20 protein-coding genes are annotated in these 19,488 nt (G+C 36.9%); 7 read left to right on the forward strand and 13 right to left on the reverse strand.

Annotated features, from left to right (window positions below):
- Positions 1 to 123: 123 nt before the first annotated feature.
- Both KGF86_RS11615 and KGF86_RS11620 read right to left on the reverse strand, forming a co-directional pair.
- Positions 124 to 1,056 (reverse strand): nucleoside hydrolase, encoded by a 933-nt coding sequence (locus KGF86_RS11615; RefSeq protein ID WP_186870870.1) that lies wholly within the window; start codon positions 1,054 to 1,056, stop codon positions 124 to 126.
- A gap of 76 nt (positions 1,057 to 1,132) precedes the next feature.
- Positions 1,133 to 2,236 carry a DUF4145 domain-containing protein gene (locus KGF86_RS11620; RefSeq protein ID WP_186870777.1) on the reverse strand — a complete coding sequence of 368 codons (1,104 nt, stop codon included), beginning with the start codon at positions 2,234 to 2,236 and terminating at the stop codon, positions 1,133 to 1,135.
- Between the two features lie 216 nt (positions 2,237 to 2,452).
- Between KGF86_RS11620 and KGF86_RS11625 the strand changes: the two genes are divergently transcribed.
- From KGF86_RS11625 to KGF86_RS11640, 4 genes are all read left to right on the forward strand, one after another.
- A complete protein-coding gene (locus KGF86_RS11625; RefSeq protein WP_186870776.1) occupies positions 2,453 to 2,743 on the forward strand; it encodes an RNA polymerase alpha subunit C-terminal domain-containing protein in 291 nt (96 codons plus the stop codon).
- A 34-nt stretch (positions 2,744 to 2,777) separates the two neighbouring features.
- Positions 2,778 to 3,227 (forward strand): GNAT family N-acetyltransferase, encoded by a 450-nt coding sequence (locus tag KGF86_RS11630; protein ID WP_211741956.1) that lies wholly within the window; start codon positions 2,778 to 2,780, stop codon positions 3,225 to 3,227.
- A gap of 168 nt (positions 3,228 to 3,395) precedes the next feature.
- The gene (locus tag KGF86_RS11635) at positions 3,396 to 3,743 is read left to right on the forward strand and encodes a hypothetical protein (protein ID WP_186870774.1); all 348 of its coding nucleotides are present in this window, start codon (positions 3,396 to 3,398) and stop codon (positions 3,741 to 3,743) included.
- Between the two features lie 65 nt (positions 3,744 to 3,808).
- On the forward strand, positions 3,809 to 4,528 hold the full coding sequence (locus KGF86_RS11640) for a nucleotidyltransferase domain-containing protein (protein WP_211741957.1): 720 nt from the start codon (positions 3,809 to 3,811) through the stop codon (positions 4,526 to 4,528).
- A 60-nt stretch (positions 4,529 to 4,588) separates the two neighbouring features.
- Here the strand turns inward: KGF86_RS11640 and KGF86_RS11645 are convergent, their stop codons facing one another.
- Together KGF86_RS11645 and KGF86_RS11650 are read right to left on the reverse strand one after the other, a co-directional pair.
- Positions 4,589 to 6,409, reverse strand: a complete 1,821-nt coding sequence (locus tag KGF86_RS11645; protein WP_343221452.1) for a YhgE/Pip domain-containing protein — start codon at positions 6,407 to 6,409, stop codon at positions 4,589 to 4,591.
- A 2-nt stretch (positions 6,410 to 6,411) separates the two neighbouring features.
- Complete coding sequence (locus tag KGF86_RS11650; protein ID WP_246521522.1) at positions 6,412 to 8,355, reverse strand: efflux RND transporter permease subunit; 1,944 nt, start codon at positions 8,353 to 8,355, stop codon at positions 6,412 to 6,414.
- Positions 8,356 to 8,619: 264 nt separating this feature from the next.
- Between KGF86_RS11650 and KGF86_RS11655 the strand changes: the two genes are divergently transcribed.
- Positions 8,620 to 9,189: a TetR/AcrR family transcriptional regulator gene (locus KGF86_RS11655; RefSeq protein WP_211741959.1), complete on the forward strand. Its 570-nt coding sequence runs from the start codon at positions 8,620 to 8,622 to the stop codon at positions 9,187 to 9,189.
- Positions 9,190 to 9,364: 175 nt separating this feature from the next.
- Here KGF86_RS11655 and KGF86_RS11660 read toward each other — a convergent pair whose 3' ends face one another.
- The 7 genes from KGF86_RS11660 to KGF86_RS11690 all read right to left on the reverse strand — a co-directional run bounded on the left by KGF86_RS11660 (position 9,365) and on the right by KGF86_RS11690 (position 16,282).
- Positions 9,365 to 10,552, reverse strand: coding sequence for a DUF4317 domain-containing protein (locus KGF86_RS11660; protein WP_211741960.1), 1,188 nt, complete (start codon positions 10,550 to 10,552; stop codon positions 9,365 to 9,367).
- A gap of 246 nt (positions 10,553 to 10,798) precedes the next feature.
- A complete protein-coding gene (locus KGF86_RS11665) occupies positions 10,799 to 11,431 on the reverse strand; it encodes a hypothetical protein (protein ID WP_186870769.1) in 633 nt (210 codons plus the stop codon).
- Between the two features lies 1 nt (position 11,432).
- The gene (locus KGF86_RS11670; protein WP_186870768.1) at positions 11,433 to 11,861 is read right to left on the reverse strand and encodes a permease prefix domain 1-containing protein; all 429 of its coding nucleotides are present in this window, start codon (positions 11,859 to 11,861) and stop codon (positions 11,433 to 11,435) included.
- Positions 11,858 to 12,187: a PadR family transcriptional regulator gene (locus KGF86_RS11675; RefSeq protein ID WP_186870767.1), complete on the reverse strand. Its 330-nt coding sequence runs from the start codon at positions 12,185 to 12,187 to the stop codon at positions 11,858 to 11,860. Before KGF86_RS11675 ends, KGF86_RS11670 begins: the two co-directional genes overlap by 4 nt.
- Positions 12,188 to 12,714: 527 nt before the next feature.
- A complete protein-coding gene (locus tag KGF86_RS11680) occupies positions 12,715 to 14,592 on the reverse strand; it encodes a PTS fructose transporter subunit IIABC (protein WP_211741961.1) in 1,878 nt (625 codons plus the stop codon).
- A gap of 32 nt (positions 14,593 to 14,624) precedes the next feature.
- Positions 14,625 to 15,536 carry a 1-phosphofructokinase gene (gene pfkB, locus KGF86_RS11685; protein ID WP_211741962.1) on the reverse strand — a complete coding sequence of 304 codons (912 nt, stop codon included), beginning with the start codon at positions 15,534 to 15,536 and terminating at the stop codon, positions 14,625 to 14,627.
- The gene (locus tag KGF86_RS11690; RefSeq protein WP_211741963.1) at positions 15,533 to 16,282 is read right to left on the reverse strand and encodes a DeoR/GlpR family DNA-binding transcription regulator; all 750 of its coding nucleotides are present in this window, start codon (positions 16,280 to 16,282) and stop codon (positions 15,533 to 15,535) included. Before KGF86_RS11690 ends, pfkB begins: the two co-directional genes overlap by 4 nt.
- Before the next feature lie 187 nt (positions 16,283 to 16,469).
- Here KGF86_RS11690 and KGF86_RS11695 point away from each other — a divergent pair, with 187 nt between their 5' ends.
- Positions 16,470 to 17,897, forward strand: coding sequence for a hypothetical protein (locus KGF86_RS11695; RefSeq protein ID WP_211741964.1), 1,428 nt, complete (start codon positions 16,470 to 16,472; stop codon positions 17,895 to 17,897).
- Between the two features lie 152 nt (positions 17,898 to 18,049).
- Positions 18,050 to 18,403 carry a VOC family protein gene (locus KGF86_RS11700; protein WP_186871050.1) on the forward strand — a complete coding sequence of 118 codons (354 nt, stop codon included), beginning with the start codon at positions 18,050 to 18,052 and terminating at the stop codon, positions 18,401 to 18,403.
- A gap of 198 nt (positions 18,404 to 18,601) precedes the next feature.
- Here the strand turns inward: KGF86_RS11700 and KGF86_RS11705 are convergent, their stop codons facing one another.
- Together KGF86_RS11705 and KGF86_RS11710 are read right to left on the reverse strand one after the other, a co-directional pair.
- Positions 18,602 to 18,736 carry a YjcZ family sporulation protein gene (locus tag KGF86_RS11705; RefSeq protein ID WP_211741965.1) on the reverse strand — a complete coding sequence of 45 codons (135 nt, stop codon included), beginning with the start codon at positions 18,734 to 18,736 and terminating at the stop codon, positions 18,602 to 18,604.
- A 150-nt stretch (positions 18,737 to 18,886) separates the two neighbouring features.
- Positions 18,887 to 19,405: a DinB family protein gene (locus KGF86_RS11710; protein ID WP_211741966.1), complete on the reverse strand. Its 519-nt coding sequence runs from the start codon at positions 19,403 to 19,405 to the stop codon at positions 18,887 to 18,889.
- Positions 19,406 to 19,488: the final 83 nt, after the last annotated feature.

Here is a 19,488-nt window from a genome sequence, read left to right on the forward strand (position 1 = left end):
ATTATTTCTACTTCTAACTATTCTTCTTCTCTACCTCTTTCTCCTCCAAAAACGGAATAAAAGTAATGTAAAATAAAAAAGATACCAGCTTCCTCAGGCTAGTATCTTTAAAACGTATATTCTTCACTCAGGTAACATCACTTTACTAAATTCCTCAATAAATTTATCATAATGCAGATGTATCGCAATTTTAGTCTTTCCTGTTTGACTTGTTGGACGAATATCAATATAGGACATCCCTTTAGCTTCCACGTCTTCAATAACTTTCGCATCATAGTATATATAGTCCACTATATCTGGGGTCTTAATGAGCATGACCGTTAATAGATCATGTATTGGCGCACCTGGGATACCAGGATATTGTTCTTTATAAAATTCATAATAGTATTCAAAAACTGGTGTTAGCATGAACGCATAAATATTCTTCTTGTTATGCGAAATAGCATCCACTAAATCAGGAGTAAGAATGGCATATTGCGTGACATTTAATGGTGTAATGGTTAGATTGTGGGCGTATTTCAGAATAAAATTAGATGAGGTCGGGTCACCAAAAAAGTTCGCCTCCGCTAGGGCAGTCACATTTCCTGGAAAAAAGAATGCTCCACCCATTATGTAATAAGCATTAACCATTCTCATATGGTCAGGATACAAAATAAACGCAGTCGCTAGTGTTGTGGAACGACCCGTATCAACAATAATTAGTTCATTTCCATATTGTTCAATAATTAATCGGATAGTATCAAATGGGTAAATCTGATATTGCATATTCGTTGGAGGACGGATTGGACCAATTCCTTCCCCGTGGATTTCAGGGTAAAACATCACCTCATCCTGCTGAACTGGTTGAGCAGCACCAGGAATTACAGGCACATTGGTTTTTCCAGCCAATTGTAGCAGATAAGCAGCGTTCGCAGTTGCTTGATCTTTCGTCACATTCCCATAGCTTGTTACCACCCCTACAATTTCAAAGGTAGGATCAATAAGGCTATACATCAATGCTAATGAATCATCAATACCAGGATCTCCAAAGAATAATATTTTTTTAGCTATAGCAATCCCCTCCTTAACACGATATATATTCCATCATCCTAACTATCATGTCTGGAGGGGCTCAATTCGTTTCTCCAATTCATTACTTTCTCGTTTGCATTTCTTTTAATTGTTGAAATAGCTTCTCCACCGTACCAACACCTACACGGTCATATTTTGCCAATATCAGCAATTCCATTGGTATCTGGCCGACCTTCTCTATCTGGTCCTCGTGCATTTGTCTTAATAGATTCGGTATACTGGTGAAATATTCGTCTGTCAAAGGGATAGCCGATAGCTCTTCTGTGACAACAATGTAATCTGTTTTGAAAAAGAAGAATAACTCTCCAGGTCTATCTAAGACTATCTTTCTCCGTATCCTTTCTTCCTCAATAAACAGTTTTAACTCCTCGAAAAATTGTTCCTCATTTTTTTCAGAAAATCGCTTCACATGTCTTGCAAGCCCTTCTATATTATTAGGTAATTCACTCATGATTCTTCCATGCTGCTCAGCACCTAACCTAATTAAAAAGGTCTCTGACTTTGGAAAACGCTGAGGAAGGAGAAATGCATCACGAAGAAAATACGGTATATCTAGATATTGACCTTTATAAGATATCGTACGAATGGTAGTATCTCCTGGTAATTCTTCCGTCATTTCTTTTTCCAACGTAGCAACAACCTCTACTTCTTCTTGTGGGTTTGTAATCGCTGCTGCCAGTTTCTCCTCTAATGCATCAAGCTTAAACACCAATTCTTGTATATCGAAGGTTTGCTGCTTTCGTGGAGACGGGTCATGATACTCTGGAACCTCGATATCATAAGAACCATATACTTCAACAAACCATTTCACTATTGTATAAATAGCCTCCCAACATAGAAGTGCCTCCGAATAACGGAACTTCCTCGGATCGTGTGCAGCCTGATTCCCCTGCATCCTTACATAATGAAGTGCATCACGGATTTCATCTGTAAGATAGCCATTCTCATCCAGTAGATTAACTTGCTCCATAAGCATTCCCTTGCGAATTTGGGAAAGATTCTCGATTTCGATTACCTTTTGTAGGATATGTTCAATAAATATTCTAGAGTGTGTCAAAACCACACGCGGACTAGTAAAGATACTATTTTCTAATTGTTTAGCAATATGTGCTAAGTCCTTCGAAACTGGTTCTAAAAATCGATAGAAGTATAATTCCTGTTGCATTTGTGTTTCCTCCAAAAAAAAAATCTATCTTTCTATCCTACCATTTTTAGTGGCGTTAGCGTACTAATCTTGAACTAGAAAAATATTACTAGTATAAATACTTTTTAATAAAATAGATTAGAAAAATCAGAATCCTATGCTAGAATATAATCAGAATATAGTATCTAAGAGACTCTATGCTTTAAAATTAGGTAGACATTAGTAGGAGGGGTTACATTGTCAGATGGAAAGATATTAAAGATATGCGAAAAAGGTCATAAGTATTATAAGAGTAGCGACTGCCGAAGCTGCCCTACTTGTGATAAAGAAAATAAACCCAAAAGCGGCTTCCTCTCCAAACTCAGTTCACCCGCAAGAAACGCGTTAATTCACGAAGGCATTCAGACTTTGGAGGAACTATCCAGCTACACAGAAAAAGAAATACTAAAATTCCACGGAATCGGTCCAGCATCCATACCTGTATTGAAGGCTTCATTGGAAGAAGAAGGGTTATCGTTTAAAGATTAAGTAAAATATGTAACTCCTAGTTAAAGGAGATAATATGGTGGAATATGTAATTAGGAAAATAAATAATCTACTTACTATAGAGTGTAAGGATTTATGGCTACAGAGTAGAAATAAAGGCTTCCACTTTATCGAGCGGTTAATACATGAGTATAAAAGTGGAACAAATACATTTCATAAACGAGGCGAGGCTTTATATGGTGTTTTCGATCAAGATAATACACTTATTGCTATTGGTGGCGTGAATATCGACCCTTTCTCTTCTACACCTACTATCGGTAGATTAAGAAGGTTTTACGTCAAGAAGACACATAGAAGATTAGGTCTAGGCAGTCTTTTAGTGAAAAGAATAATACTCGAGGCTACAGACCATTTTAATGTATTGATACTATTTACAGACACCGAGCGAGCAGATAGATTTTATACAAGTCTTGGATTTTTAAAAAGTAATCGCTATCCTCATTCCACTCATTATATGGATTTGTAATTTCTCATATTTAAAAAACATATAGGTTTTATCGTTTGCTATCTTCACTTTGTCTATAAATTAAGCACGAACAATCCCATCAAGTACAGGCGATGTTGCTTATGATTTATCATCAGGACGACTAGTGGATTATATATTTTTTTACCTCACAAAAGGAAGGTGTAAAAATTGAAGAAAAAGAAGAAGTGGCCTGCCATTTCCGTGATCGCTCTGTTAGGAGCTGGACTGGTATTCTATTTACTTACATTTTTACTTTATGAGCCATCAGAGGATTTTTATGAATTTCCTGTTCCTAAAATTGCAACACTCCTTCATAAAGATGAACTAACTGAACGATATGAGTGGGTTCATGCATCTGAAGAAAATGGAATACCTTCTATATATAAATGGGTTTTATCAAAAAATGGCTGGAAAGAAGAAATCAGTGAAGGAGCCTCTACTTTGTATACCAACGGTTCACATACCATTGATTTGATTTCAACTACGAATATGTTAGAGGTTATTAAAGTGGAATAATAAAAACTTTATCTAGAGGAGATAACAAGAATCTCCGGTAATTAAGAGTTTAAGAAGGAGTACTTATGCTACATTCTAATAGATTAGCTCCAGAAAAAGTTGCGAAGAATTTTATTAATAATCACTTTCCTCATTGTGATGGTGCACTACTAGCAGGGAGTGTTGTTCGTGGTGAAGCAACAGAAACTTCTGATCTGGATATTGTTATATTCGATAATGCAACGCGCTCCTCTTACAGGGAATCACGAATTGTAAGTGAGTGGCCAATAGAGCTATTCGTACATAATCTCCATTCCTATCGCGATTATTTTGAGAGTGATTTCAAACGTGCTAGACCTTCCTTACCTCGAATGGTATCAGAGGGAATAATTCTGAAGGATACAGGCGTAATAGATGCAATTAAAAGTGAAGCAAAAGAATTATTGGCTAAAGGTCATGAAGTATGGTCAACTGAAACGATAACTACAAAACGATATTTTATAACGGATACCCTTGAGGATTTTATAGGTTGCAACAATCGATTAGAAGGTATTTTTATTGCGAATACACTTGCTGAACTTGTGAGTGAATTTGTATTAAGAACGAATCGTAAATGGATTGGTGCTTCTAAATGGATGGTCCGTTCCTTAAAAGAATACGATATTCAATTTACAGAACACTTCATTAAGGCGTTCGATAATTATTATAAAACTGGTTCCAAAAGGGATATTATTAGACTAGTAGATACCATCTTAAAGCCATATGGGGGCCGATTATTTGCTGGCTTTTCTGTGGGGAAGAAATGATTTTCAACGAAAAAATACCTGACATAATTGCATGAATAGCAATGATGTCAGGTGCTTTTGTTATCTAAACAAATCTAAAAATAACTCCCAAAATCCTTTTTTCTCTTCCACAGGCTCATTATTTTCTTCTGGTTCTTCCTGTTGAATACTTTCTGTTTTAAATACAAACTGTACAGAATTTACTTTTTCATTCTTGCTAGACACAAATGATACAGGTTCAAAATCAGACTTATCATAGTCAGACATCATCTCATCGATTTCTTCCGTCATTTGTTCTGGTAGATTACTTGTAGAATCGCTTAGCTCATTTGTGCCATCATGAAGTTCCCCAACGCCATTTTCTAGCTCATTAGTACCTTCAGACAGCTCTACCATTCCACTGTGTACTTCATTATAGGCACTAGCGATTTGGCTAACTCCACCAGTATATTCTACTAAGCCTGAATGGAATGCTTTATAGTTGGCTGACAGCATTGCAATTCCTTCCTGTAATTCGCTGAAACCATCCATTCCATCTTCCTCTAGGGAGTCCGAAAGCCCATTGGCCATTTTATCTACTTGATTAGCCATTTCACTTAGCGATTTATTCACACCTGTTAATGTTTCACCAACTGCGTCAAATCCCGGTTTCACTGCGGAATATGTTCCTTTTACCTTCTGTGCCGCTTCATATGTTGCTAATAAACGATTGATTACTTCCTGATCAGCTCCACTTTCTCTCAAGGCACTTATTTCTGCATTGGTAATTTGATATGCCGGGATTTCATTTATCGCCTTATCCAGTGCATCATAAGCATCACGATAATTCGTTTTTAGTTCATTTAAACCGTTCCCTATTTCTCCAAGACCATCAGATAATTGGTATAGTCCACCTATTAACCCCTCCAATCCAGACATATCCATCTCTTCTGTACTACTAAGAGAACTATTCAATGTTGTCAATGCTTCTTCTAACTCTTTCGAACCATTTACTAGATCTGTAGAGGAATTTGCAAGCTCCTTAACACCATCTTGATATTGTTTCGATCCATCTACTAGCTGTGAAGTACCAGCATTCAGTTCGGAAACTCCATTATGCAACTCTCTAACACCATCATTTATTGCCTCAATAGCGTCCGATAACGACTGAATATCCCCTGTCATGCCATCAACATCTATTCCATCAATGGACATCGAAGAAGGAATTCCAGTAAAGCTGATACCATCTATTTCAAAGTCTACGACATCCGCTTCAACCTCTAATTCCGCTTCATTTTCAGGCATTACGGTAAATGTCACTTGCTTATCCTTACCAGCATTTGCAATCATACCGTCATCTGCTTTAATGTTAGTAAATATTTCCGTATTAAGTGGAACAGAGATTTGTAACAAATAATTCTCCATAAATACTGGATTCATAGACTCATTGATAGCTGTCTCAATCCGAATTGTTACATGGCCATCTTCTCCAGCCAAGTCTTCTGGAGAAATCTCCTTCCCGTCTAAGAAATAGGATATTGTAATATCCCAAGGTAGGGCTGCATCATTGATATTCCCTTGATAATAAAATTTCCCTTCAGAAGCAGAAAAAGTCACTGCATCTCCTTGCTTGTTTAACTCCTGTATATCTGATAAGTTTCTCAAGCTCGTATACGTACCGTAATCGGTAATCATTCCTGCTTTTGCTATATCCAATGTGTTAACAACATAGATTTCATTACTTTTACCAGCTGTATCTAAAGTCGCGTAAATTACTTCATCTTTAGCAGTAATTTCTCCTTTTTCTTGTGCAGTACTTTCCTGTTTATTGCTGTCATTCGTTGCATTGGCAGTTACAAGAAATGACGGCAATAGAAGGATAACAGTGGCAAAGACTAGTAGTATCTTTTTCAATCTCCTCATCATCATTTCTCCTTATAATAGTTTGCTTTCCAGGTAGTTTTATCTATTACTCTATCAAACACTAAAAGACAAGCAGGTAGGAAGAATACTACCATGATAAAGGCTAATAATGCTCCACGTCCAAGTAACAACCCTATGGATGCGACGATTGGATTTGAAGAGGTAATCCATAGAATAAAGCCAACACTAGATAATATCGATGCAGAAATTGCAATAGAGAATATTTTTTCATCTAATGTTTTCTTAATCGCCTTCATTGCCGACATTTCTTTTCGATTTTCTTTATATGCCTCCGTTAGCAAAATCGCATAATCGACTGTTGCTGCTAGCTGTACCGTACTGACAATCAAATACCCAACAAATACTAAAGAGGAATTCGTAAAGTATGGAATCGATAAGTTAATCCAAACTGCTGATTGAATCGTAAGCAAGAGTACGATTGGGAAGGTAATTGATTTAAAGGTAATCAAAAGTACGAAAGCAATCGTTACAACCGTCAGGACGTTAACGACGGTGTTATCCTTCTGTACTACATTTTTCATATCATACAAGGTTACAGCTTCCCCTAAAGAGTATGCTTCATCTCCATAATAACCTTTTGTCATTTCCTGTACTTCTTCTATAAAATTAAATGCCTGATCTCCCTCTGCTTCCGTATTCGTCTGGAGGATTATTCGGCTATAATGCTCTGAATAAAACTGCTCCGTCACAGATTGATCCAAGTACTCGGCTGGTATTGCGGAACCGACCGTATTTACATAGGCAAGAACACTTTTCACAGGATTCATATCCTCTAATTCTCTTACCAATGCTTCTTCCTTCGCAATGTCACCTTTTGGCACAAGTAATACCATTTGTGTGCTTTTGCCAAAGACTTCTTCAATCTTAGCAATATCACTACCAGCACGAGTAGATTCTGGTTGGTCTCCAATCCCATAAATAAAATTAGTTTGACCTTGTGCTAAAAACGCTGGCACGAGCAAGATAAATACAATGAGTAGACTTGGCACTTTTCCTTTAACAACTCGCTTACCAATGTTTTTGAATGCTGGAAGTAATGGCTTATGCTGTGTCTTATCAATCCATTTGTAAAATAATAATGTCAATGCCGGTAAGAAGACCATGACACTGATAAAACTTAGAACGATTCCCTTTACTAGGTTTAACCCTAGATCAGAGCCGATTTCAAATTGCATAAATGTAAGAGCGATAAATCCAAAGAAGGTAGTAGATGCACTAGCGATAATCGCAGGGAACGACCGCTTCATTGCTAGTCTCATAGCTTCTGTTGGATCGGATACTTTCTGGCGATAATCCGAGAAACTATGCAAAAGGAATATCGCATAATCTAGTGAAACTGCGAGCTGTAAGATTGGTGCAACAGATTGTGTAACAAAGGAAACTTCGCCGATAAAGATATTAGTTCCTAAGTTGATTAAGACGGATACCCCAATAGCTGTTAAAAAGAACACAGGCTCAATCCATGAATTAGTTGATATGACTAAAATAAGAATGATAATCGGTACTAGTAGTGCTGCTGCATACATTGTTTCCGAAACTGCCATCTTCTGTTGAGTAGCTGTATTTAGTGCCTCACCTGAGACAGCTCCATCGTCACCCACTAATTCATAAATAGCATCGGTTGCTTCCACCTCTTTTCCGGAAGCAACACTAAAGGTGAATAATGCATTATCATCTTTATAATAGGTTTCAACCGTTTCCTTATCCGCCATTTCGATGGGAGTCTTTATATCAATCGCATCATCCAACCAAGTAACATCGGACACCCCATCAATCGATGCGAGCTCTTCTTTCATGATAAGGGCTTCCTGAATGGAAACATCATTCACCATGACACGTGTATTCGGAACTGCTCCATCAAATTCTTGTTCCATTAATTCCAGCGCCTTTGTTGACTGGGCATCCTCTGGCAAGTAGTCTATCATATTGTAGTTGACGGAAACCGCAAACTGAGCGACTACACTAATAATGGTAAAGAGAATAAAAGCAATCACAATTGGCTTTTTATTTTTTATAATTCTTGCTGCAATATCGATTATTGTTCACCCTTCCTTGCCTAAACAAAAAATCCACTATAATATTATAAAAGACACTATGTTGGTTTCACAACAAACAGTTTTGTAAAATTCGTACATTTCGCAACAGATTTTCCATTTATGTTGGATAACGTGAACGTGGAGGAGAATTATATGACTTCTGAAAAATTGGATAGAAGAAAAAAGTACACTCGAATGGTATTAAAGGATAGTTTGATGCAATTATTAAAGGAAAAGCCGCTCTCTTCCATCACCGTAAAAGAAATATGTGAGATGGCTGATATCAATCGGTCTACCTTTTACGCACATTATCCAGACCAATATGCCCTCCTGACACAAATTGAGGATGAACTCATTGAAGACCTAAAGCACTATTTAAATACTGCGAATCTTCACGAGGAAGATGAAGCAATCGATATGACGGTTAGCCTACTGGATTACTTTTCCTCCAAACATGAAGAATGTTTAACACTGCTAAATGAAAGGGCTGATTCGACTTTCCAACAAAAAGTTACCAACGTTGCAGAGAGTTTCATGATAAAGAACTGGATGGATATATATGACTTTGATCAGGAAACATCCAAATACATTAGCACATTTATCATCAGCGGCGGTATCCAAGTAATTAAAATGTGGATGGCGAAGGGGATGGTTCAATCCCCAAAGGAAATGGCAAGGTTGATTAATGATCTGATAAATAAAGGGGTTGAAAGTATTAGATGAGCAGGCCCGAAACAAAAGAGACAAAGCACCTTATTTAAATGCTTTGTCTAGAAAGTAATATTTAGTTTTAGTATTCCTTAACATGACTACTTGATTTGCTAAATAAATGCTATATACCGTTTGGAAGCATTGGAAGCATTGAAAGCAGAATCACACTTACCATATAGGTAAAAACTTACTCTTGCTCGTCATTCGCCTTGTTAAATAATGCTTCTGGAATCATTTCAAATCCTTCGATTAACGGATTCTCTTCAAGCTCAATCATCATATATAGTTTCCCATCAAACTTAACCTGTTTAACATGTCTTAGTTCGGGTGGACTAACGGCTATATCTGCTACTTTTGTTTTTATTTTAATGGATTTAGAAGTAAATTTCGGAACGATATTCGTCGCCTTAAACTCGTATCTTTCATCATCAATAACCGTTTTAAATGCCGTTTCTACTTTTTCCGTATCGACATCTTGTACACCACTGCTTCTTAATACTTTCTCCACATCTTTATAATCTAAACGAGGCACTTCTTCCTCTTCATTTTCTTCGACTACACGATGGATTTCATCATATACATTGGAGAGGGTTGATGTACTGATTTGATCGCCAGTTACTTTCTTTACGATTTCTTCAAAAACTACTTTGTCATCGGCAGCAGTCATGATCTCTTCCGCATTCAGCACTTCTTCAATGAAGTGGTAGTCTAATTCAAACTTCTTCCCTGCTGCATATAAAATGTGATTAACATCTGCAGCATTCTCGGTAAAACAAGGGAAAAGAAATCCAGATAGTGGCGCCTTCAAATTAATAATCGGGTCTACTACAATATTGTATTTAAATTCCTTTTCGACATAGTCAAACAGTAATTCTTTTTTAGGGTCTAGCGTTCTGTTCATACTACAAAGAATGAATGGATTGGAATAAACCGTATCTCGATCACTTTCCTCCGATTCGGTACTCTTCTTCATCGGTTTCATATATTCACCACGGATAAAGGTTATCACAATATCCATCTCGTATTGCTTATCATGAAGCATCTTCTCCACGAGTCGAAGCATTTGGTTCTTCCATTCTTCAGTCTCATTCGCAAGTAACCCTTGATGTAAAATTAGCTGACTACTATCTTCCACATCACGCAGAAACTTCAATTCGAATAATTTCTCATCCATTTGACCGGATAGTACTTTCTTAAAGTTATCCATAAATAATTCTTTTTGTTCTTCTTCTAATAAATCAAAAGGGAAGCTTTGATGATGGTAAATTTCGCTCGATTCTTTCATAATGTATACATAGTAAATATCATGTATTTTTAATAAATCATTGTTAACTTTAAATTGTTTACGAATATTTGCGATGTCTTTTTTGTTCAAGTTTTTACACTCCTAAGTTGTTTGTTAGCATGACTTTATGGTTAAGTTCTTTCATTTTATCATATTCCTAGAAACCTAGCTTGACGGAAAACATATAAATAAATAGCCTACTTTTTATTACAAAAAAAACATTATTAAATCACAGAATGTCCCAAGTGGATACAGGTCACTTGGGACATTAATAAATGTTAAACTTAATCTAATTGGGAATTAAAAATTATAATTCATACAATTAGAGAAACCTAATCAAACTTGCCGGCGATAGTAAAAATAATACATACTCAAAGGCCACCATAAAACGGCAAATATAGGATAAACCGCCCAAACTTCACTCGGTGAGAAAAAAACATTTACACTGATAAAAAATAAGCTAATGAATAATGCAGCATGGATGGATAAGGAAAAGTATGATTTTCTCTTAGCATGGTATAATGAAATTGGCCACCATAGAATCGCAAAGGCTGGGAAAATAGCCCATGGATAGCCTGGTGCTAAATAGAAATTTAAACTAATGTAATATAGAATCCATACTGCACTCATCGTAATTGCCACAGACATGTTTTTAATACGTTTTTCCAAGATCATAAGAATAGGCCAAAACACAATAGGTGCCACAGCATATAGAACCCACGGATAATCTGGCGTTTGGATGATATTTTCGATGACTAAATATACAAAAATCACGAAACTTCCGACCAGTGAAAACAACATGTGCTTTTTTTCGATAATAGAGTAAATTCCAAATGGTATTAACAACAGTAGAAGAGCGGGATAAATAAACCAAGGATATTGAGCCCCCGTTATAAGATTTACTACGATTAAAAAAATGATCGTTAGTACACTTCCAGCGCTAACAAAACGCCATTCATATTTTTTCATCTTATTCCCCCCTTTTTACTTTTAACCATCGGTAATACATTGATAATGGCCACCATAGAATCGCAAATGTTGGATATACAAACCAAATAACTTGGGGGGAATAATAAAAGTTAATAAATACAAATAGTCCGATAAGCAACAGGCTTGCCCAAATAGAGTATTCTAAATTTAATTTCCTATTTTTTAAGCTATTTACTGACTTGTTAGGCTCAGCTACATCAGAAACTCCCAGCTCTTCTTTTAAGTCTTCGATATCACCAAACTCAACAATTGCCTTATTAATGGCATCTTCTTCCTCTTTGCCTTGTTGCATTAAATCCCAGACTTTCTCTTCAAGGTTCTGGAGTACTTCTTGCATGACGACTTCTTTATCCTTACTTTCGGGAACTTCCTTAAATAAATCATTCACATGCTGAGTTAACTTTTTCAATTTAATCCCTCCATAAATATATCAATAATTGCCTTCGTTTCTTGCCATTCATTCACCGTTTCTTTTAAAAAAGCTTTTCCAAGAGTGGTGATTCGGTAATATTTCCTTTTACCACCCTTTGATTCACTACCATAATAGGATTCAATTAATTCCTTTTTCTCCAATCGTTGAAATACAGCGTATAAGGTTGCTTCTTTTATCTGAAATCGCTCATCTGTGCGTTGACTAATCTCCTTTGATATTTCATAGCCATAGCGATCCTTTTCCATAATTAACCGCAAAATAATGGAATCCAGATGTCCGCGAATAATATCACTTCTAATCAAACTGACACTCCTTCCTCTATATATTACTTTGTCACATAGAGTTCTATCTGATAGAGTAATTGTAATACAGAGTACTCTATCTGTCAAAGTAATTTTAAATTTGTTTCATATTAATTCTGTAGGAATAAATTTACTAATCCACATTCAGCAAATAAAAAAGGTTATTATTTTGCTAACTACATAAGAAATACCGAATGGAATAGAACTTCGACTTCTATTTCATCCGGTTTTTTACTTATCGAAAATACTTTTAACTTTTCCTATTACTGGCATTAGATTTACCTTTCGGCCTTTTTTGTTCACCCTATGGCATTATCATTTCATTTTTCTTAGGAGCTTCTGAATTTTTTTACCATTATTATATCCTACGTTGAACGATGGAAAACTGACCAACCCTTTATTTTTATATCAGTAAATAGGGTAAACAGAAATATATGTTGTCTATCACAAGGTTGGACTTAGTAATTAATTAAACAAAAATGCCTAGGATTCACCTAGGCATTTTAATTTTCAATTACACTATCCAATTACTTTTCTTCACTCACTGGTTTTCTCCATAGTCCTAATAAGACTGCCGAAACAATGGCACCAATTGCGAGTGATAATAGGAAGAACCATGCATGTTCTGCAAGTGGCGTAACAAAGATTCCGCCATGTGGTGCTGGAATTGCTGATCCAAAGAATTGAGTCAGACCACCTGCAATAGCTGCACCTACTACAGATGAACCAATAACACGTAATGGGTCAGCAGCTGCAAACGGAATTGCTCCTTCTGTAATAAAGGATAATCCCATTACATAATTCGTTACACCTGATTTACGTTCTTCCGCTGAGAATTTATTTTTAAAGAATGTGCTTGCTAAGGCGATTGCAAGTGGTGGTACCATCCCACCAGCCATAACAGCAGCCATTAGACTACCATCTCCAGTATCCGTAAAGATACCAATAGAGAAAGCATATGCTGCTTTATTGAATGGTCCACCCATATCTACTGCCATCATTCCACCAAGAACGATTCCCAGTATAGCGGCATTAGCCGTCCCAAGGCCTTGTAAGAAATCAATCAATGCTGTATTAATCGTTGCAAATATTGGACCAAATACAAAGTACATTAAAATTCCGGTTAAAAATAGTCCTAGTACTGGGTAAAGTAGAATAGGCTTTAGCCCTTCTAATGTCTTTGGTAACCCGCGTAGTAATCTTCTTAATAAAAGAATGACATAACCTGCTAAGAAACCAGCAACAAGTCCACCTAAAAATCCTGCATTACTATTTACGGCAATTAAACCACCGACCATACCTGGCATTAATCCCGGACGATCTGCTATACTTAAGGCAATAAATCCAGCAAAGATTGGAATTAAGAAACTAAACGCATTACTACCGATATCATTTAAGAAAGTAAATGTTGTGCTATCATCACCTAAGAAACTTTCGAATAAGAAGGATAGCGCAAGTAGAATACCACCACCGACAACAAATGGAAGCATATGAGAAATTCCATTCATTAAATCCTTATAAATTCTTCCCCATATAGAATTAGGCTTATCTTCCATATCATCTGCTTTTTGCTCGCTTCCGTCGGAATGGTAAATAGGAGCAGCCTTATTAACTGCCTTCGTAATTAATTCTTCCGATTTCTTAATACCATCTGCCACCGGACGTTGTAGAACATGTTTACCATCAAAACGATCTAAGTCAACTTTCTTACTAGCAGCAATAATTACCGCATCTGCACGACGTATTTCATCTTCTGTTAAGGTATTTTTCGCACCTTCAGAACCTTGAGTCTCTACTCGAATATCTACATTCATCTCTTTCGCTTTTTTCTTTAATGCATCTTCAGCCATGAATGTATGGGCAATCCCTGTTGGACAAGCCGTAATCGCAACAACAAATGGTTTCGTATCATTTGCTGGTGCTTCATTAGAACGCTTATCTGCTTCTTCTTCCTCTTGTTCCTCTACAAATAATGCAAGAACTTCATCCGCATTAGAAGCCGCTTTTAATTGATCAACAAATTCTTTATCGATTAATTTCCTAGATAGGGCTGCTAACGTTTCTAAATGGGTGTTATTTCCGCCTTCTGGAACAGCGATCATGAAAAATAAATAGGCAGGTTGTCCATCTAGTGATTCATAGTCTACCCCTTTTTTACTTTTTGCAAAAAGTACGGTTGGTTCTTTTACTGCTTTGTTTTTGGCATGGGGCATAGCAATTCCATCGCCCAGTCCAGTAGAAGTTTGTGCCTCTCGCTTTAAAATCGCATCTTTAAACTCGGCAACATCGGTAAGAACACCACTATTATTTAGGCTTTCTATCATTTCATCAATTGCAGATTCTTTTTCCGTAGCCTGTAAATCAAGAATCATGATGTCCTTTCTTAGTAAATCTGTAATCTTCATTTGTCTCATCCTTTTATGTTATGTTATTTAACTTATAATGGCTTTATCTCAATCTGATCAAGTAGAGAGAGAATATCTTGTTTCTTTGCTAAATCATCTGAGAACGCAGTAGCACTTCCAGACGCAATTCCCATCTTGAATGCTTGAATTGGGTCTTTGGATTGCATATATTCCCCAGTGAATCCCGCAATCATTGAGTCACCAGCACCGACTGAATTTTTCACGGTACCTTTTGGATTAATTCCTTTATACGTACCATTTTTCGTAAATAGTAGTGCCCCTTCTCCAGCCATGGATACGATAACATGTTCCGCACCTAGCTCTAGCAGCTTATTCCCGTAAGTAAGGACATCCGCTTCACTTGTTATACTGACCTGAAATAGTTCTGCTAACTCTTCTTTATTCGGTTTCACTAATAACGGGTTTAATGGTAACGCAGCGAATAGCTCCTGCCCAGTTGTATCGATGATGAAAGAAGCACCCTGCTTCGTTATAAGTTCTACTAGTTGTAAGTAATAGTCATCCGGAAGGCTCGGTGGCTTACTTCCAGATAAAACCACAGTATCCTCTGGTGTTAAGTGACTAAGTTTCTCAATAAGTTTCTTTGATTCTTCTGGTGAGATGGTTGGTCCGCGGCCGTTTATTTCTGTTTCTTCTTCTGATTTTAATTTAATATTGATTCTAGTATCCTCTCGAATTTGTATAAAATCAGAACGAACGCCTTCTTTCGTAAGCCAATCGGAAATGAATCCACCAGTAAATCCACCTAAAAATCCTAGGGCTACTGTATCTTTCCCTACTTCGTGTAGGATTCGTGACACGTTAATTCCTTTACCACCTGGTAATTTTAGGTCGTGATCCATTTTATTTAACTCCCCAAGCGCTACTTGTGGAATGCTTACAATATAATCAATAGAAGGGTTAAGTGTTATCGTGTAAATCATGAGGTAGCCTCCAAAATCGTTGTTTTTTCTTTAAATGATGATAGGTCAAGCTCGGTCTGTTCCGTAATAATCGTTACATCATCTAATTCACATACTTTGACAAACGTCACTTTATTCCACTTCGTCTGATCTGCCAAAACGTAGCTATTGGCAGATTGTCGAAATGCCAATCTTTTAATAGCTGCTTCTTCTGGATCAGGGGTTGTGCAACCAAATTCTAAATCAATTCCATTGATACCGATGAAGGCCTTATCGAATTGATAATTCTTCAACTCACTAATACTAGTCGGACCTACTATCGCCTTTGTTGATAATTTGATTTTCCCCCCCAATAGAATGGTATCTATCCCATAATCAGCTAGTAGAGAAGCATGTTGAATTCCATTGGTTACAACTGTAATGTTCCCTACCTTGATGAAATCTATAATGGCAAGCGTTGTGGTACCGGCATCTAGGAAGATAACATCATTATCTTCGATAAGCGATGCTGCAAATTTACCGATGCTTGATTTTTCCTGAACGTTTTTGAGTGATTTCTCCTGATTAGACAATTCTTCGTCTAATTGATATATTCTCTTCGCACCACCATGAATACGCTTTAAATATCCTGCCTGTTCTAGATGGTCTAAGTCTCTTCTAATGGTAGACTCTGAACAATTTAATATCGTTAATAAATCCTGAGTCTTTACGATACCGGATTCCTGTAATAGGTTTAAAATGACAGAATATCTCTCATCTGTTAACATCACATACCTCCTAAAACGGTATTTTACCACCAAAAAACTTCAAAAACAATCAAATACTACTAAAGTCAAAAATATGTCATCCATTCTTATGCTTTCCTAACTTGTCTTTCACTTTCACATCAATGACGCAAGCCACATAGTATAATCACCCAGAGATTTTCAATACCTGTTATTGAAGGAGTATACAATGGAACTATCATTAGCACATTGGTTATATTTAATCGGAACATTATTCATTATTGTCACGATGTTATGTAGACAAAATGTTGTCGTTCCAGCTTTAGTCATGAGTTTCTTCGTTGCTAGTGCCTTTACTGGTTCTTTATTAGATGGCATTCAAGCGATATTCAATGCCAATTTAATAGCTGCGACTGAATTGTTTCATATCTTTTTAATTATAGCGATTATGACCGCACTTCTTGGTTCTATCCAGTCCATAGGTGCCGATGAACAGATGGTTAAACCATTCCAAAAAGTAATGCGTAATGGGACGTTAGCCTTTCTCGTGCTTATTGTAGTTACGTACTTTTTATCGCTTTTTTTCTGGCCGGCACCTGCCGTACCATTAATCGGAGCTTTATTAATACCGGTAGCAATTTCGGCTGGACTATCTCCAATTGGGTCTGCGATCGCTATTTCCCTAGCTGGTCATGGGATGGCATTATCCTCCGATTTTGTCTTAAAAGTAGCACCAGAGCTAACGGCATCTAGTAGTCGTGTACTAGAAGCAAATGCAATAGGGGAACAAACATTAATCCTATCACTAGTGACAGGGGTAGTCTCCTTAACAATTGCTTATTTTATGATTCGAAAAACGATTCGAAAACCAGCGAAAGAAAATCTGAAAGAATGGGAGAATGGGAAAGATGATGATTTAAACTTGCAAACCGATGCTAAAGATGTGGTACGAGGGAAATATAGCACGGTATTTGCTTTTCTAGTACCTACAATTTTTCTAATTATCGTCACCTATGTCGTTATTGCCACGTTTTCTAATGCTGTACCAGACATAGAAGATGGAGCAGGGGCTGCACTAGTTGGTGGTACAGCCATCATCCTTATCATCATTATGTCTCTATTTCGCAACTATAAAAGAACCCTCCAGGAAGTAAGCGATCATATCGTTAATGGGTTTGTATTTGCATTTAAAGTAATGGGGCTTGTTATCCCGGTGGCCGCATTTTTCTTTATCGGAAGTGGAGAGTTAGCAGGGCAAATCTTCGGCACGGATCCAGATACAACACCATCCTTTCTTTTTGATTTAGTAGAGGAAGGTCAGCATTACATCCCAAATAATGAGGTTTTCACTGCCTTTGGTGTATTACTATTAGGAATGGTATCTGGTTTAGATGGTTCAGGCTTCTCCGGACTCCCTCTAATTGGATCGCTATCCGAGGCACTTGGCACTTCAACCGGAATGGATCCCACCACCTTAGCTTCAATCGGACAAATCGGTGCCATTTGGGTCGGTGGTGGTACACTAGTCGCCTGGTCTCCGATCATCGCCATCGCAGGCTTTGCCAAGATATCTGTAATTGATTTAGTGAGAAAAAGCTTTATACCAGTCATTATCGGATTAGTAATTACCATGTTTTTTGCATTACTGTTCTTCTAATAGTAAACATGATGCTGTTGATAAGAACGCGAAAGAGCAGGGATCCTAGAGAATCTCTGCTTCTTCTATCTTTAAATCATAATGATAAAAGGATTTACTTAGTTTGTGTGGAATTAATTATATAGAACGAAGTAGGAAAGGAGGTAGACACTATGTCAACATTGTTTCAACGAATAGACACTGTTTTTGTACCGACACGAGATATTGAAAAATCACGGAAATGGTACATGCAGGTGCTTGATGGTATACCCGATTGGACGAGTGATAAGGGAGAGTATCAATGTATCAAGTTTGGTGATACATCAATAACGTTATTTCTTACCGATGACCCAGTATATTTTCAAGCAAGGCGTAGCTTGTTTAATTTCTATGTCAATAATGCAGAGCAGGCATATAGCCACTTAATAATGAATGGCGTCAAGGTAGAAGAGATAAAAGAATATGGTGCACGGTACTTCGCATTTTATGACATAGACGGAAATTGCTTAGAAGTATGTGAATATTAATCCTTTCTAAAAAAGTACACCTAAGAGCGTGATTATTTATACAAGCACTCTTAGGTGTACTCATTAAGAAAATGGAAACTTTGTTTTCATTTAGGCAAATAAAAAAACTAAAAACTCTACACAATAAGTCTTTAGTTTTTTAAACTAAAAGTGCCCTCTTCCTTTAACATTCCTTTTCTCATTAAGATTGTCATTAAACTAATTTAAACAAGCAGCACCTACAATGATTAACAAGATAAACAATACGACGATTAGAACAAATCCATTTCCATGATTATAGCCGTATCCATAATATGGTCCGAAATCACATCCGCATGAACTTCCATATCCCATATTTTACACCCCCTCAAATATTCCTTAATAATTTCTATATGAATAGGATATGTAAAAATAGACGATTGCGTATGTGACATTCGCCTGTATTTTTCATCTTATTATATTATTTAAAAAGAATCCTTTTAAAGTGACACAAAGAAGAAACGGCTAATTTAACACACCTAAATAAGCAACCCATGGACCGACATCCTTTTGATAACGCTTCGCCATTACCCGAGCGATTTGGGTGATATGTGTTAGATCATGGACAACCCATGTCGAGATTAATTGTTCAAGAGTTACTTCGCCAAATTCCGGATGAATACCTGTGCATTTAAAATCAGAATCATCTTGAATAAGGGCTCGAAGCCTTTCTATACTCTCTACTCGCAACCTTGCAAATTCCGCTAATGCTGCATCAATCGATCTATCTGCTTTGTTCAAATGGGCAAAACGATCAAATGGCGGAAAATGATTATCTTCATCTGGAACAAGAATAGATGCTACTCTAGGCAGCCAATCCTCCTTCTCCGCTTCAATTAAATGCTCAACTACTTCGGAGGCATTCCAAGTACTTTCCCCTTCATTCACGTGAAGCCAACCTACAGATAGACCAAAAAGCAAACTTTCTAACGTCTTAGGTGTTCTTTCCAAAATCTCCAGAGCCTCATCTAATTTAAAATTCATCTTGCTCCCCCTTATTTATTATCCATTATTAATTACTCCACAATTTCACTTTCATCATTTTTCAAAGCTAGCTGCATTCTTTC

Origin of the sequence: Ornithinibacillus massiliensis (genome assembly GCF_018310345.1) — a bacterium.
In the GTDB taxonomy this organism is placed as follows: Bacteria; Bacillota; Bacilli; order Bacillales; family Amphibacillaceae; genus Ornithinibacillus; species Ornithinibacillus massiliensis.

Excerpts from the sequence above, each read along its gene's own strand:
- KGF86_RS11620 (WP_186870777.1), bottom strand. The coding sequence starts at position 2,236 with ATGCAACAGGAATTATACTTCTATCGATTTTTAGAACCAGTTTCGAAG.
- KGF86_RS11630 (WP_211741956.1), top strand. The coding sequence starts at position 2,778 with ATGGTGGAATATGTAATTAGGAAAATAAATAATCTACTTACTATAGAG.
- KGF86_RS11640 (WP_211741957.1), top strand. The coding sequence starts at position 3,809 with ATGCTACATTCTAATAGATTAGCTCCAGAAAAAGTTGCGAAGAATTTT.
- KGF86_RS11645 (WP_343221452.1), bottom strand. The coding sequence starts at position 6,409 with ATGAGGAGATTGAAAAAGATACTACTAGTCTTTGCCACTGTTATCCTT.
- KGF86_RS11650 (WP_246521522.1), bottom strand. The coding sequence starts at position 8,355 with ATGATAGACTACTTGCCAGAGGATGCCCAGTCAACAAAGGCGCTGGAA.
- KGF86_RS11655 (WP_211741959.1), top strand. The coding sequence starts at position 8,620 with ATGACTTCTGAAAAATTGGATAGAAGAAAAAAGTACACTCGAATGGTA.
- KGF86_RS11665 (WP_186870769.1), bottom strand. The coding sequence starts at position 11,431 with ATGAAAAAATATGAATGGCGTTTTGTTAGCGCTGGAAGTGTACTAACG.
- KGF86_RS11680 (WP_211741961.1), bottom strand. The coding sequence starts at position 14,592 with ATGAAGATTACAGATTTACTAAGAAAGGACATCATGATTCTTGATTTA.
- pfkB (WP_211741962.1), bottom strand. The coding sequence starts at position 15,536 with ATGATTTACACGATAACACTTAACCCTTCTATTGATTATATTGTAAGC.
- KGF86_RS11690 (WP_211741963.1), bottom strand. The coding sequence starts at position 16,282 with ATGTTAACAGATGAGAGATATTCTGTCATTTTAAACCTATTACAGGAA.
- KGF86_RS11695 (WP_211741964.1), top strand. The coding sequence starts at position 16,470 with ATGGAACTATCATTAGCACATTGGTTATATTTAATCGGAACATTATTC.
- KGF86_RS11700 (WP_186871050.1), top strand. The coding sequence starts at position 18,050 with ATGTCAACATTGTTTCAACGAATAGACACTGTTTTTGTACCGACACGA.
- KGF86_RS11705 (WP_211741965.1), bottom strand. The coding sequence starts at position 18,736 with ATGGGATATGGAAGTTCATGCGGATGTGATTTCGGACCATATTATGGA.
- KGF86_RS11710 (WP_211741966.1), bottom strand. The coding sequence starts at position 19,405 with ATGAATTTTAAATTAGATGAGGCTCTGGAGATTTTGGAAAGAACACCT.